Origin of the sequence: Pseudomonas sp. NY15372, from assembly GCF_048068215.1 — a bacterium.
Taxonomy (GTDB): Bacteria; Pseudomonadota; Gammaproteobacteria; order Pseudomonadales; family Pseudomonadaceae; genus Aquipseudomonas; species Aquipseudomonas guariconensis_A.
In genome coordinates this window covers 1-14,350 of sequence record NZ_JBLUPY010000008.1, presented here as the reverse complement: position 1 = coordinate 14,350, position 14,350 = coordinate 1, and the positions used below count along the sequence as shown (strand labels likewise).

Here is a 14,350-nt window from a genome sequence, read left to right as displayed (position 1 = left end):
CGATGCCCACCGCGTACCTGGCCGAACCCGGCATCCGCATTGGCCTGGCCGAGCTGATCGACATGCGCCACCGCGTGCGCGAGATCCAGCTGTTCTCCCGGCCCGGCCAGCGCAGCCCGCTGGTCGGCCTGCACCATTCCAAACTGCGCGGGCGCGGCGTGGACTTCGACCAGGTACGCGTCTACCAGGCCGGTGACGATGTGCGCAACATCGACTGGCGGGTGACCGCGCGCACCCAGGAGCCTCATACCAAGCTGTTCCACGAGGAACGCGAGCGGCCGATCTTCATCCTGGTCGAGCAGAGCCAGCGCCTGTTCTTCGGTTCGGGGCTGATGTTCAAGTCGGTGCTGGCCGCCCAGGCGGCGGCCTTGTTCGGCTGGGCTGCGCTGGGGCATAACGACCGCATCGGCGGCCTGGTGTTCGGCGATAACGAACACCACGAGATCAAGCCACGGCGCAGCAAGCAGAGCCTGCTGCAACTGCTCAACCGCCTGGCCAAGGTCAACCAGGCGCTGCACACCGAGGCCCTGCCCCAGGCCGACAGCCTGGCCCTGGCCCTGCGCCGCGCCCGCGAGGTATTGCGCCCCGGCAGCCTGGCCATCATCATCTGCGACGAGCGCGCCCTGAGCCCCGGCGTTGAGCAGCACCTGAGCATGCTCTCACGCCACTGCGACGTGCTGTTGATGCCAGTGTCAGACCCTCTGGACCATGCCCTGCCAGCCGCCGGCCTGCTGCGCTTCGCCCAACGTGGCGCCCAGCTGGAACTCGACACCCTCGACGCCAACCTGCGCCAGGCCTACCGCCAGCAAGCCGAGGCGCGCATCGAGCGTTGGGAGCTGCTGGCGCAAAAGCTGCGGGTGCTGATGATGCCCCTGAGTACCCAGAGCGAAATGATCGAACAGCTGCGCGAGTACCTCAACGCCCAGCGGCCTGGGAGTACGCAATGAACCCGCTGGACCAGCTGCAACCACTGATCGCCCCGCCGGCCATCAGTCTGTGGCCGCCCGCACCCGGCTGGTGGGGGCTGCTGGCCCTGCTGCCGCTGCTCGCCTGGGGGCTATGGCGACTGCGCCATTGGCGCCCGGTCAAGCGCCCGATCGTGCGCGCCGAACTGCCCCTGGACCCGGTGCGCGTGGAAGCGCTGGCCGAACTCGCCCGCCTGCCGCGCCCGTACGACGGCGCCCCGGCCGGCGCCTGGCTGCAGCAGATCAACGCGCTGCTCAAGCGCCTGTGCCGCAATCACTACCCTGGCGCCAACAGCCACACCCTCAATGGCCGGCAATGGCTGGCGTTTCTCGACAACCGCTGCCCTGCCGCCGGCCTGACCCGTTGGATGGTGCTGGTCGAAGGCGCCTACAAACCCGAGTGCAAGCTCGACGACAAGGCCATCGCCGGGCTTGCCCAGGCAGTCGAAACCTGGATCCGCAAACATGTTTGAGCTGGCCTGGCCGTGGATCTTCCTGCTATTTCCGCTGCCCTGGCTCGCGCGCCTGGTGCTGCCTGCCGCCGACAGCGGCGAGCCGGTGCTCAAGGTGGGCTTTCTCGATGAACTCGAAGGCCTGGCCGGGCGACGCGCGCGGCTGAACCTGCCGACCTGGCGCCAGCAGGCACCGTTCGTGATCATCTGGACGCTGCTGCTGCTGGCCGCCGCGCGCCCGCAATGGCTGGGCGAACCCGTCCCCGTGGCGGCCAGTGGCCGCGACCTGTTGGTGGCGGTGGACGTGTCCGGTTCCATGGACTTTCCCGACATGCAGTGGAAGGACGAGGAAATCAGCCGCCTGGACTTGGTAAAAGCGCTGCTCGGCGACTTCCTCCAGGACCGCGAAGGCGACCGGGTCGGCCTGATCCTGTTCGGCAGCGAAGCCTACCTGCAGGCGCCCCTGACCTTCGACCGGCGCACGGTGCGCACCTTCCTCCTCGAGGCGCAGATCGGCATCGCCGGCAAGAATACGGCCATCGGCGACGCCATCGGCTTGGCGGTCAAGCGCCTGCGCCAGCGCCCGGCACAAAGCCGCGTGCTGGTGCTGGTCACCGACGGCGCCAACAACGGCGGGCAGATCCACCCCTTGACCGCCGCACGCCTGGCTGCCCAGGAAGGCGTGCGCATCTACACCATCGGCATCGGCGCCAACCCCGAGGCCAGCGGCACCCCCGGCCTGCTCGGCCTGAACCCGAGCCTGGACCTGGACGAAGCCTCGCTCAAGGAAATCGCCGAGCTGACCCATGGCGCCTATTTCCGCGCCCACAACGGCGCCGAACTGAACGCCATCGGCGATGCCCTCGACCAGCTGGAACCGGTGGCCCAGCAACCGACCCAGGCGCGCACCGCCAAAGCCCTGTACGCCTGGCCACTGGCCCTGGCGCTGCTGCTGAGCGTGTTGCTGGTGGTAGCCGTGCAATGGCCGGACAACCTGTTGCAGCGCTTGCTGCGTCGGCCACGCTTCCTGCAACCGCACCCGGAATGGCGCCAGCGCCTCAAGCGCCTGCGCCTGAGGAGACGGCGATGATCGAACTCTGGCCACAATGGCTGCGCCCGCTCTGGCTGCTGGTGGTGCCGCTGCTCGGCTGGCTGTTGTTCAAGCTGTGGCATCGGCGCAAACGTGCCGGGCGTTGGCAGATGATCCTGCCGGCGCAGTTCCATGCCGTGCTGCTCGGCGGCGGCAACGGCCAGGCCAGCAAGCTGCCCTGGGTGGCCCTGGGCCTGGCCTGGCTGCTGGTGGTCCTGGCCCTGCTCGGCCCCAGCTGGCAACGCCTTGAAGAAACCCGCCAGCGCCCTGCCGACCCGCTGGTGATCCTGCTCGAGCTGACTCCGCAAATGCTCGCCGAGGACAGCCCGCCCAACCGCCTGGAACAGGCCCGGCGCAAGGTCCAGGACCTGCTCGAACACCGCCGCGACAGCCAGACCGCGCTGGTGGTATACGCCGGCAGCGCACATACCCTGGTGCCGCTGTCCGACGACCTGGGCACCACGCGCAACCTGCTCGAGGCCATCGACCCGTCGATCATGCCGCAACCCGGCCAGCGCGCGGACCTTGCCGTGCAGAAAGGCCTGGCCCTACTGGCCCAGAGCGGCCTCGGCCAGGGCCGTCTGCTGCTGATCGGCTCGTCCCTGAACGAGCAGGAACGCGCAGGCATCCTCAAGGCCCTCGGCCGCCAAGGCCCGAGCCTGCTGATGCTGGGTGTCGGCAGCGCCGAAGGCGCCCCCGTGCGCCAGGCCAACGGCGAATTCCTCAAGGATGACCAGGGTGGCATCCTCGTGCCGCGCCTGGACGGCGCCAGCCTCAAGGCCTTCATCAATGGCACCGGCGGGCGTTATCGCCATGCCCGCATCGACGACCTGGACCTGCGTGGCCTGGGCCTGTTCGACACCCCCCGCGCCCTGCGCAACGACGGCCAGACGGTGCAGTTGGACAGCTGGGCCGACCAGGGCCACTGGTTGCTTCTGCCCCTGCTGTTGCTGGCAGCCTGCGCCGGCCGACGCGGCTGGTTGTTCTGCCTGCCCTTGCTCCTGGCCCTGCCGCAACCGAGCCAGGCCTTCGAATTCAACGACTTGTGGTTGCGCCCCGACCAACAAGGCCAGCGTCTACTGGCGCAACAACGCCCCGCCGATGCCGCCCGGCACTTCCAGGACCCACAATGGCGCGGCCTGGCGCTGTATCAGGCCGGCGACTACGAAGGCGCCGCCCGGGCCTTCGCCCAGGGCAGCAGTGCCGCAGCCCACTACAACCGGGGCAACGCCCTGGCCCGCGCCGGCGAGCTGGAGGCCGCGCTGGATGCCTATGAGCAAGCCCTGGAACGCCAGCCCGACCTGCAACCGGCACTGGACAACCAGGCCCTCATCCAGCAATTGTTGCAACAACGCCAGGCCAAGGCCGAGGAACAACCGGCCGACAGCGATGCCCAAGGCACGCCCGGCAACGAGACCGAAGGCAACAGCAGTTCGGCAGCCAACCCAGCCCAGGGCACACCAGGCAACGAAGAACAGGGCGCCGCCGAGGAACCCGGCGAAGGCGCCAGCGACGAGCAGGCCCAGGGCGGCAACCAGCCCGGCGACGACGATGGGGTGACCCAGCCGCCGCAGCGGCCGGTCTCCACCAGCCTGGATGCCGAACAGCGCCAGGCCCTGGAACAGTGGTTGCGGGAAATTCCCGACAACCCCGCCCAGCTGCTGCGGCGCAAATTCTGGTATGAACAGCAATTGCATCAGGACAACCCACGATGAGTCGCCTCGGCGTCTTCCTACTCAGCCTGTTGTGGCTTCTCCAGGCCCAGGCGCAACCGACCCTGCAGGCCAGCGTCGACCGCACTCGCCTGCAGGCCGGCGAAACCCTGGAACTGACCCTGGAAAGCCAGGACGTCACCCAGTTCGGCAAGCCCGACCTGCGCGCCCTGGAAGGCGATTTCGAGGTGCGCGGCACGCGCCAGCTCAACAGCCTGCACACGCTCGACGGCGAGACGCGCGCCAGCACCCGCTGGATCATCACCCTGCTGCCACGGCGCAGCGGCAGCCTGCGCATTCCCGAACTGCAACTGGGTCATTCGCAGAGCCAGGCCATCGAACTGCAGGTATTGCAGGCCGACGCCAGCCGCCCGGAAAGCGCTGCCAAGGTGTTCATCGAAGCCACCCTCGACCGCCAGGATGTCTATGTCCAGGCCCAGGCCGTGCTGACGCTGCGCATCTACCATTCGGTGCCGCTGTACGACGACAGCAGCTTGAGCCCCCTGCAGCTGGACAACGCCAAGGTCGAACCCTTGGGCGAGTCGCGCACCTATGAAAAAGAGATCGATGGGGTCCGCCACGGGGTGATCGAGACCCGCTATGCGATCTACCCGCAACAAAGCGGCAGCCTGGACATCCCGACGCTGACCTTCACCGCCACCGCTGCCGACAGTGGCGAACAACCTGCCGGCACGCCCCGGGTCGGCCGCCAGGTGCAGGTCAGCTCGCTGCCGCTGCACCTTGGCGTACGGCCGGTCCCCAGCGCCTGGCCGGCCAGCGAGCCCTGGCTGCCGGCCCGCAGCCTGAGCCTGGAAGAGCACTGGAACCCTGAACCGAGCAGCCAGCCCACCCAGATCGGCGACTCCCTGACCCGCAGCATCACCCTGCGCGCCGAAGGCCTGTCCAGCACTCAGCTGCCCCAGCTGCCGGCCACGGAAATACACGGCCTGCGCCGCTACCCCGACCAACCGTTGCTGCGCAACGAAATCAACGAACGCGGCATGATCGCCAACCGTGAAGAACGCGAAGCGCTGGTCCCCACCCACAGCGGCGACCTGGCCCTGCCGGCCTTGGACGTCACCTGGTGGAACACCCGCGAAGATCACCTGGAACATAGCAGCCTACCGGCGCGCACCCTGACCGTGCAGGACAACCCAGCCCTGAGCGGCGAAACGCCGGTCAGCGATACCCGCAGCGGCACCGCCCTGCTCTGGCCCTGGCAACTGGCGACGGTGCTGCTGGCCCTCACCACGGTGCTGGGCTTCGCCCTGTGGTGGCGCGCACGCTCGCAACCAGCCATATTGCGCGCCGCGCAGAACGGGCCCAGCCCGCGCACGCTGCTGGACGACCTCAAGCGCGCCTGTCAGGCCAACGACCCCCAGGCCACCCGTCAGGCCCTGGATGCCTGGGCACGTCAGCAGCCGGAAACCCTGGCCGAGATGGCCGCCCGTTTCGTACCCTTGTCCGACGCGCTGGATGGCCTCAATGGCGCTTTGTACAGCGAAAGCGGCCAGTATTGGCAAGGCGACGAACTATGGCGTGCCATCGGTACCATTCCACCGGCCGAGCAGATCCTGCTGCCGTCGGGCGAGACAGGCAGCCTGCCACCGCTCTACCCCAAATAACCACCTGTGCGTGGCGCCCAGCGCCACGCCTGCATGCTTGCGGAATTCTCCATGCGTCTGTTTCACACCTCCGACTGGCACCTGGGCCAAAGCCTGCACGGCCAGGAACGCGACTTCGAACATGCCTGCTTCCTCGATTGGCTGCTCGGTCAGTTGCGTCTGCGCCAGCCCGATGCGCTGCTGATCGCCGGCGATATCTTCGATACGGTCAACCCGCCGGTCAAAGCCCAGGAGCGGCTCTACGACTTCATCGTCCAGGCCCACGAACAACAGCCCAAGCTCGACATCGTGATGATCGCCGGCAACCACGACTCCGGCTCACGCATCGAGCTGCCGGCGGCGTTGATGCGGCGCCTGCGTACCCACGCCCTGGGGCGGGTGCACTGGCTCGATGAAGGTCAGCTGGATGCCGAGCGGCTGTTGATCCCGCTGACCAACGCACGCGGCAAGGTCTGCGCCTGGTGCCTGGCCCTGCCCTTCCTGCGCCCGGCGGAAGTCACCGGGCCGCAGCTGGGTGATGACTACCTGCAAGGCATCACCCAGGTGCACCAGCAACTGATCGAAGCCGCCCAGGCCAAGCGCAAGAAGGACCAGGCCCTGGTCGCCATCAGCCATGCGCACATGGCTGGCGGCGCGGTATCCGAGGACTCCGAGCGCAGCCTGGTCATCGGCAACGCCGAGGCCTTGCCGGCGCGCTTGTTCGACAAGGCCATCAGCTACGTCGCCCTGGGCCACCTGCACAAGCCGCAGCGGGTCAACCGTGAGGAACGCATCCGCTACAGTGGCTCGCCGATCCCGTTGTCGTTTGCCGAGATCAACTACCCGCACCAGGTGCTGGAAGTGGAGCTCGAAGGCGCCGAGCTGGTCAGCGTCGAGGCACGCCCGGTGCCACGCGCCGTGGCCCTGCAACGCATCGGCCCGGCGCCGCTGGGCGAGCTGCTGCAGCAATTGGCCGACCTGCCGGTGGTCGATCTTCTGGAAGACCCCAACCGCCAGCCCTGGCTGGAGGTGCGGGTGCGCCTGGACGAGCCGCAGCCAGACCTGCGCCAGCAGATCGAAGGCGCCCTGGAGGGCAAGGCCGTACGCCTGGTGCGCATCAGTGCCGAGTACGCCGGCAGTGGCAGCCAGGACGAGGACGAACGGGCGTTTGTCGAGCTGTCCCAGATGACCCCGCAGGACCTGTTCAGCCGCGCCTGGGAGCAAGCCTATGGCAGCCCCGTCGACGAACAGGCCCTGGCCGACTTCGCCCTGCTCCTGCAGGACGTGCAGCTGGAGGAGGTGCAGCCATGAAGATCCTTGCCATTCGCCTGAAGAACCTGGCCTCCCTGGCCGGCCCGATCGACATCGACTTCACCGCTGAGCCCCTGGCCAGTGCTGGCCTGTTCGCCATCACTGGGCCCACCGGCGCCGGCAAGAGCACCTTGCTCGATGCCCTGTGCCTGGCGCTGTTCGGCACCGTGCCGCGGCTCAACGACATCGGCCGGGAGGCCAAGGTGCCCGACGCCGATGGCGAGATTGCCACCTACGACCCGCGTAACCTGCTGCGTCGCGGCACTGGCAGCGCCTATGCCGAGGTGGACTTCGTGGGCATCGACGGGCACCGCTACCGCGCCCGCTGGGAAGCCAACCGCGCCCGTGAAAAAGCCAACGGCAAATTGCAGCTCAGCCGCCAGAGTCTGTACGACCTGGACGCCGAACAGCTGCTGGGTAGTGGCAAGAACGAATACAAGCAGTTGGTCGAGGCGCGCCTGGGCCTGAACTTCGAGCAGTTCACCCGCGCGGTGATGCTGGCCCAGAGCGAGTTCGGCGCCTTCCTCAAGGCAGACGACAAGGACCGCAGCGAGCTGCTGGAAAAACTCACCAACACGGCGATCTACACCCGCCTGGGCCAACGTGCCTTCAGCAAGGCCCGTGAGGCAGGCGAAGCGCACAACGACCTGAAGAAGCAGGCCGAGCACCTGTTGCCGATGGCCGCCGAGGCCCGCGCCGAGCTCGACCAGCAGCTGGAGCAGGCCCAACAGCGGTTCAAGGCCGACCAGGCGCGCCAGCGCCAACTGGAACAGCAGCGCGCCTGGCTCGATGAACAGGGCAAGCTGCAGGCCCAGCACGCCGAAGCCCAGGCTGCCTTGCAGGCGGCCGAGCTAGGCTGGGAACAGCTGGCCGAGCAGCGCCTGGACCTGCAACGCCTGGAACGCCTGGCCCCGCAGCGCCACCAGTTCCACCGCCAGCAGGTACTGGCCGCACAACTGGCGCCCCTGGCCGCGGAGCTCGCCGATCAACAGCGCCAGCAGGCCGACTTGCAGGTACGTACCGGCGAGCTGGAGCAAGCGCTGGAGGCGGCGCGCCAGGCCCTGACCCACAGCCAGGCCCAGCACAGCGAAAACGCCCCCCGCCTGCGCCAGGCCTTCGCCGCCCAGGACAGCCTGGCCCGTCTCGACCAGGAGCTGGCCAACCAACGCAGCGCCGCCCAGCAGGCTGACCAGGACGTCGCCGACGGCCAGCAGCAGGTACAGCAGCTCGAGGAACACCAGCAGCGCAGCCAGCAACAACTGGCGCAGATCGACACGGCGCTGGCCGACAGCGAGCACCTGGCTGGCCTGGCTAGCGCCTGGCAGGCCTACCTGCCGCAGCTCAAGCAAGTGATGCAGATCGGTGCACGCCTGACCAAGGGCCGTGAGGAGCTGCCCGGCCTGCAGGCCCAGGCCAGCCAGGCCAACGCCCAGCTGCAAAGCCAACGCGACGCCTTCGAACTGCTGTTCCGCGAAGCCGGGGCCGAACCCCAGGCGCTGGCCGAGCAGATCGACCTGCTGGGCGCCATGCTCCAGGACAATCGCAAGCAGCAACGCGCGGTCGAAGAGCTTTCGCGCCTACAGGGCCGCGAATTGGAACTGCGCCAGCACGTCACGGCCCTGCGCGAGCGCCAGCAGCAGGCCATGCAGCAGCGCCAGCGCCTCATCGGCGAAGGCACCGCGGCCAAGGCCGAACTGGAAACCGCCGACCAGGCACTGGCCCTGACCCGCCAATTGCTGGAACGCCAGCGCCTGGCGCGCACCAGCAGCGTGGAAGAGCTGCGCGGGCAATTGCGCGCTGGTGAACCTTGCCCGGTCTGCGGAAGCGCCGAGCACCCATTCCACCAGCCCGACGCCCTGCTGCAGAGCCTCGGCCGCCATGACCAGGCCGAAGAGGACGCGGCCCGTGCGCAGGTCGAGCGCCTCAACACCCGCCTGGTGGAGCTGCGGACCGAGCTGGGCGTGGTCAATGCCCAGCTCAAGGACTTCCAGCAACAGCAGGTACACCTGGGCGAACAGCTGCAACCGCTCAGCGAACAGCTTCAGGCCCACGCTCTGTGGCCGGCCCTCGCCCCGCAGGACGACAGCGCCCGCCGCACCTGGCTCGACGGTCAGCTGCGCCGCCTGGGTGAAGAGATCGATCGCGACGAGAAACGCCAGGCTGCCCTGCTCGCCCTGCAAAAGGATGCCGCCCGCCTTACCCAGCAGTTGCAGGCGGCAAGCGAGGCCCAGCAACAGGCCCAGCGTCACCTCGAGCAGCAGCACCAGGCCCTGGCCTCCGATGAGCAGCAACTGGAACAGGGCTTGAACGACCTGGCCAACGTACTGCCCGAGGATATCCTCCAAGCCCTGCGCGACGACCCGGCCACGGCGTTCCTCGGTCTCGACCAGCAGATCGCCCAGCGTCGCCAGCAGCTCGAGCAACGCCAGGACGAACAGCAGGAGCAACAGGCCCGCCAGGTGCAGCTGGACAAGCTGCGCGACCAGCAACACGCCCGCCTGGCGGCCCAACAGCAGCTCAAGCACAGGCTCGCCACGCTGGATGAACAGCGCCAGCAGGCCCTGGCGAGCTTGAGCGAACTGCTCGGCGAACAGGCCAGTGCCGAAGCCTGGCAACAGCACATGGACACCCAGCTGGAACAAGCCCGGGTGGCCGAAGCCGAAACGGCCCAGCGCCTCCAGGCGCTGCACACCCAAGGCGTACAGCTAGCCGGCGAACTCAAGGCCAACAGCCAGCGGCAACAGGCGCTGGAGCAGGAATGCCAGCAGTTGCAGGGCCAGATCGGCCAATGGCGCAGCGAACATCCGGAGCTGGACGACACAGGCCTGGAGCGCCTGCTGGCCATCGACGATGCCCAGCTCGGCGAACTGCGCCAGCGCCTGCAAAGCGCGGAAAAGGCCATCGAGCAAAGTCGCGTGCTGCTGCAGGAGCGCGAACAACGCCTGCAACAACATGCCGACCAAGGCCAGGGCGATCTGTCTGCCGAAGCCCTGCATCAGGCCCTCACCGAAATCGGGCAGCAGTTGGCCGTGCAAGAACAGCAGTGCGCCGAGTTGCGCGCGCGGCAGGCCGACGACCAGCGCCGCCAGCAGGCCCACCAGGCCTTGGCCGAACAGATCGAGCAGGCCTACCAACAATGGCAACGCTGGGCACGCCTGAACGCGCTGATCGGCTCGGCCTCCGGCGATGTGTTCCGCAAGATCGCCCAGGGCTACAACCTCGACCTGCTGCTGCATCATGCCAACAGCCAGCTGCGCCAGCTGGCCAAGCGCTACCGCCTCAAGCGAGGCGGCAGTGCCCTGGGCCTGCTGGTGCTGGACACCGAAATGGGCGACGAACTGCGTTCGGTGCACTCGCTCTCTGGCGGCGAGACCTTCCTGGTGTCCCTGGCCCTCGCTCTGGGCCTGGCATCCATGGCCTCGAGCACCCTGCGCATCGAATCGCTGTTCATCGACGAGGGCTTCGGCAGCCTGGACCCCGAATCGCTGCAACTGGCCATGGATGCCCTCGACGGGTTGCAGGCCCAAGGGCGCAAGGTGGCGGTGATTTCCCACGTGCAGGAAATGCACGAGCGCATCCCGGTGCAGATCCAGGTGCGTCGCCAGGGCAATGGCTTGAGTGACGTGGAGGTGTGCGGGTGATTCTCTACTCGTTCCGTCGCTGCCCCTGGGCCATGCGTGCGCGCCTGGCCTTGCGCTATGCAGGCTGCCCGGTGGAGATCCGCGAAGTGGCGATGAAGAACAAGCCGGCCGAGTTGCTGGCCTTGTCGCCCAAGGGCACGGTGCCGGTGCTCGATACCGGCGCCGGGGTCCTGGAGGAAAGCCTGGACATCATGCGCTGGGCCCTGGAGCAGAACGACCCACAGGACTGGCGCCTGCTGGCCGACCCGAGCGGCGCGCAACAGGCCGAGGCCTTGATCGCGCGTAACGACCGCGAGTTCAAGGCCCAGGTGAACCTGTACAAGTACGCTGAACGCTACCCCGAGCACTCGCGTGAACATTACCGCCAGCAGGCCGAACCTTGGCTGGCCGAGCTCGAGGGGCTGCTCGACGGCCGCCCGTTCCTGCTGGCCGAGCACCCGAGCCTGGCCGACGCCGCCCTGCTCCCCTTGGTGCGTCAGTTTGCCGGGGTCGAACCACAATGGTTCGCCGAGGCGCCTTATCCGCGGGTGCGCAGCTGGTTGCAGGGGTGGCTGGAGTCAGCGCTGTTCAAGGCCGTCATGGCGCGCTGAGCAAGGGAGAGGCACTTGCTTGGATTGCGCTGCACACCACAGACTTCAAGGGGCTATAACGTAGCGTCGAATACAACGGTGACCGGGCTTTGGTACTTATACCCAGGCTGCATTGCGCTCAGGTCTTCAAGCTTGAAATGCAATTTGGCTGCTCCATTGACGATCGCGCGTGGCACCTCGAACCGACGTGAAAGCCCCCCTGCGGCATTTGTCGGCAGCTCGATGTCCGCTACCGGCCTGCCCTGCCAGGTGGCCCCTGGCACAGTCAATGAAACCTTGGTGATTGCCTTGTCCCGGAGCCCCTGGGAACCACCGAGAATGCAACCAAACGCGCCGGCGGATTCACACCGCACACCGACCAAGAACGGCCCTCCCGCACTGATTCGAAACGGCAAGTCCCGCGCCAGTAACGGGGGCAGGCGGCCAGTCCATCGCCCCCAGCCGCCTGTCGGTTCGAGCACCGCCCTGTCGGAGCCGGGAGGGAACTGCACATGCATGTCGGCGTGCACAGTCAATTCTATGTTCACGACGAGCGTACGATCCAGCATGTTGCCCCATCTGCTCCCAAGATCGAATTCCCTGCGATCGGCGCTATCGAAGCGGTAGATGAGGCGATCCCTATAGACCCCTGGCGGCATTGTCTGGAGCCCAGGAATCTCCATGCGGAAGGGAAAACCTGTCAGTTGCATGCCATACGTGTACGTTTCGTTGGGACCCGCATGCATTCTGCTCCAGCAATCTCCCCTATTTACTGTAGTCACCCACAGCGCATTCATGACAACGTGCTTAGCGGTTCTATAAACGGTACACGTTCCTGCCCCATCGCGACCCAGACGCTCGACCGCGTGCCTGTTTAACGCTATACCGGGGTCATACCACTCGCCCTGCATCCCCAAGCCCAGGATGAAGAACCTACCTCGCTGGCCTCCCGGATCGTTGAAATCAATATATCTAAAATCCGGAAGCCGGGTGTAGAAGCTCCTTCTGGGCTCCGTCTCTCTGCTATACACATCGGTCTGGTAGGTGATAGGAATATCCACCGTGCCGATACCCTGCCTGGAGTTCTTCTCGATATCGCATTGTGCGGGCCAGTACTTGCAATACCTGGCAGGGGCGCTCGACTCTATCCGTAGTTTCCCATTCCGGTACTTGGCATAGATCGTGACCTCCGCCGCAAAGGCCTGCCCTACGACCGACAACATCAACGCCAACAGCACTGCCCAATGAAGTGGGTGATTCCTCATACGTTTCCCCTCGAAGACTCTGTCTTTGCAAAGGGAAAGCTTGCGGAATTTTGGCCACACTGACTAACAAGACGCTTCCCAAAAAATCTGGGAAAAGTCTTACATCATAGGCAAGCGTGTCACTCGAGAAACTTCAGGTCCGATGGCGCGTCCTGGGCCAGTTTCTGCACGGTTTCGCCCAGCTTGCCGCTACGCGGGTCGCGGCGCAGGACCACGACCTGGTTGCTCTTCTGGTTGGCCACCAAGAGGAACTTGCCGCTGGGGTCGAGGCTGAACTCCCGCGGGTGGTCGCCCTCGACGGAGCGGCGCTGCAACAGGGTCAGTTGGCCATCCTCCTTGCCCACGGCATAGGCCACGATCTCGTTGCTGGTGCCGCGGTTGCTGACATACAGGAAGCGCCCGTCGGCCGACAGGTGCAGCCCACCGGCCGCCTTGGCTGCAGCCTCCTGGCGCTCGGTCAGGGGCAGGCGCTGGCGTTCCATCAGGTTGCCGTCCTGCACATCGAACATCACCACTTCGGCGCTCATCTCCAGGGTGAGGTAAGCGTGCCGGCCCTTGGCATCGAACAGCAGGTGACGCGGGCCGCTGCCTGGAGGCAGGCTGACAGACGCCGGAATCGCCGGGCTCAGCGGATGCTCGGGGCTGGCCCCGTCGTAGCGATAGATGAAGACCTTGTCGGCGCCCAGGTCGCTGGCGTAGAGGTGACGGCCCTCGGGCGAGAACACCACCGAATGCACATGGGCCCCGGCCTGGCGTTCAGGGTTGACCTTGCTCGGCGTGTGACGCAGCTGCTGCACCACCTCCTTCAGCTTGCCATCGCGCGCCACCGGGAGCGCCACTAGGCTGCCGCCGGGCACCGGCGCGACCGCATAGTTGGCGACGAACAGGTAGCGCTGGTCATGGCTGAGGGTGGCGTGAGTCGGTTCGTCGCCACGGCTGGCCACCTGGTTGAGCGGCTTGATGTCACCCTTGGCATTGAGCGAAAAGCTGCTCACATGGCCCTGGGGCGTTTCATTGACCGCGAACAGCAGGCGCTGGTCGGCGGACAGCACCAGCCAGGACGGGCTGACACTCTTGACCACCTGCAGCGGCGTGGCATCGACCTGGCCGCTGTCGCTGTCGAAGCCGTAGCGATAGATGCCTTGGCTGGCACCGTCGGTGTAGCTACCAACCAGCAATACCGCGGCATGGCCGTTCAATGTCAGGCCCATGAGACTAGCGGCCAGCAGGCTCTTCCAGATCTTCATCGTCGTCATCTTCCGAAGCACGCAGGGCATCCATACAGACTAGCCGATGCTCGCCATCGGCATCATCGAGCCGCCACTGGTCGCCCTCGGCGACGGCGGCGGCCACTTGTTCGGGGGTGAAGCGCCAGCGGCGCAGCTGGCGGCCGTCCATGCATTCGATCGAAAGGCCGGTGTCGTCGTAGGTGAAGTCGAAGGCGTGGAGCCCGTCGATCAGCAGCATGTCGCAGGCTGCGAGGGCGGTGGCGAGGGATGACATTGGAACACCAGGTAGAAAGTGGGGCGCCAGTATAACCCCGGGGCTGCTGTGCAGCCCAATCGCCGGCAAGCCGGCTCCCACAAGGAGCGAAACCTGTAGCCCGCCGATTGGGCCACAAACAGCGAAACCTGTGGGAGATTCTATGGTTGTGGGCAAGCCGGCTCCCACTGGTGCAGCGCCAACCACACCCTGTGGGAGCCGGCAAGCCGGCGATGAAGACAACCCTTTACCCAAAGCC

11 protein-coding genes are annotated in these 14,350 nt (G+C 66.7%); 8 read left to right on the top strand and 3 right to left on the bottom strand.

Annotated elements, in window-relative coordinates:
- The first annotated feature begins 2 nt into the window (after positions 1–2).
- From ACNFG0_RS08525 to ACNFG0_RS08490, 8 genes are read left to right on the top strand one after another with little or no spacing between them, the layout of a single operon-like run.
- Positions 3–947, top strand: coding sequence for a DUF58 domain-containing protein (locus tag ACNFG0_RS08525; protein WP_196146037.1), 945 nt, complete (start codon positions 3–5; stop codon positions 945–947).
- Positions 944–1,438: a DUF4381 domain-containing protein gene (locus tag ACNFG0_RS08520; RefSeq protein WP_196146036.1), complete on the top strand. Its 495-nt coding sequence runs from the start codon at positions 944–946 to the stop codon at positions 1,436–1,438. The genes ACNFG0_RS08525 and ACNFG0_RS08520 overlap by 4 nt, the downstream gene beginning before the upstream one ends.
- The gene (locus tag ACNFG0_RS08515) at positions 1,431–2,507 is read left to right on the top strand and encodes a vWA domain-containing protein (protein WP_196154649.1); all 1,077 of its coding nucleotides are present in this window, start codon (positions 1,431–1,433) and stop codon (positions 2,505–2,507) included. The genes ACNFG0_RS08520 and ACNFG0_RS08515 overlap by 8 nt, the downstream gene beginning before the upstream one ends.
- Complete coding sequence (locus tag ACNFG0_RS08510; protein ID WP_416764462.1) at positions 2,504–4,222, top strand: tetratricopeptide repeat protein; 1,719 nt, start codon at positions 2,504–2,506, stop codon at positions 4,220–4,222. The genes ACNFG0_RS08515 and ACNFG0_RS08510 overlap by 4 nt, the downstream gene beginning before the upstream one ends.
- Positions 4,219–5,844, top strand: a complete 1,626-nt coding sequence (locus ACNFG0_RS08505; protein WP_196146033.1) for a BatD family protein — start codon at positions 4,219–4,221, stop codon at positions 5,842–5,844. Before ACNFG0_RS08510 ends, ACNFG0_RS08505 begins: the two co-directional genes overlap by 4 nt.
- A gap of 51 nt (positions 5,845–5,895) precedes the next feature.
- On the top strand, positions 5,896–7,134 hold the full coding sequence (locus ACNFG0_RS08500) for an exonuclease SbcCD subunit D C-terminal domain-containing protein (protein ID WP_416764461.1): 1,239 nt from the start codon (positions 5,896–5,898) through the stop codon (positions 7,132–7,134).
- The gene (locus tag ACNFG0_RS08495; protein WP_416764460.1) at positions 7,131–10,775 is read left to right on the top strand and encodes an AAA family ATPase; all 3,645 of its coding nucleotides are present in this window, start codon (positions 7,131–7,133) and stop codon (positions 10,773–10,775) included. Before ACNFG0_RS08500 ends, ACNFG0_RS08495 begins: the two co-directional genes overlap by 4 nt.
- On the top strand, positions 10,772–11,365 hold the full coding sequence (locus ACNFG0_RS08490) for a glutathione S-transferase (RefSeq protein ID WP_416764459.1): 594 nt from the start codon (positions 10,772–10,774) through the stop codon (positions 11,363–11,365). Before ACNFG0_RS08495 ends, ACNFG0_RS08490 begins: the two co-directional genes overlap by 4 nt.
- A 53-nt stretch (positions 11,366–11,418) precedes the next feature.
- Here ACNFG0_RS08490 and ACNFG0_RS08485 read toward each other — a convergent pair whose 3' ends face one another.
- From ACNFG0_RS08485 to ACNFG0_RS08475, 3 genes are all read right to left on the bottom strand, one after another.
- Positions 11,419–12,576: a hypothetical protein gene (locus tag ACNFG0_RS08485; protein WP_416764458.1), complete on the bottom strand. Its 1,158-nt coding sequence runs from the start codon at positions 12,574–12,576 to the stop codon at positions 11,419–11,421.
- Positions 12,577–12,728: 152 nt separating this feature from the next.
- A complete protein-coding gene (locus ACNFG0_RS08480) occupies positions 12,729–13,820 on the bottom strand; it encodes a lactonase family protein (protein WP_416764545.1) in 1,092 nt (363 codons plus the stop codon).
- 4 nt (positions 13,821–13,824) lie between these two features.
- On the bottom strand, positions 13,825–14,112 hold the full coding sequence (locus ACNFG0_RS08475; RefSeq protein ID WP_416764457.1) for a DUF5629 family protein: 288 nt from the start codon (positions 14,110–14,112) through the stop codon (positions 13,825–13,827).
- Between the last annotated feature and the right edge of the window lie 238 nt (positions 14,113–14,350).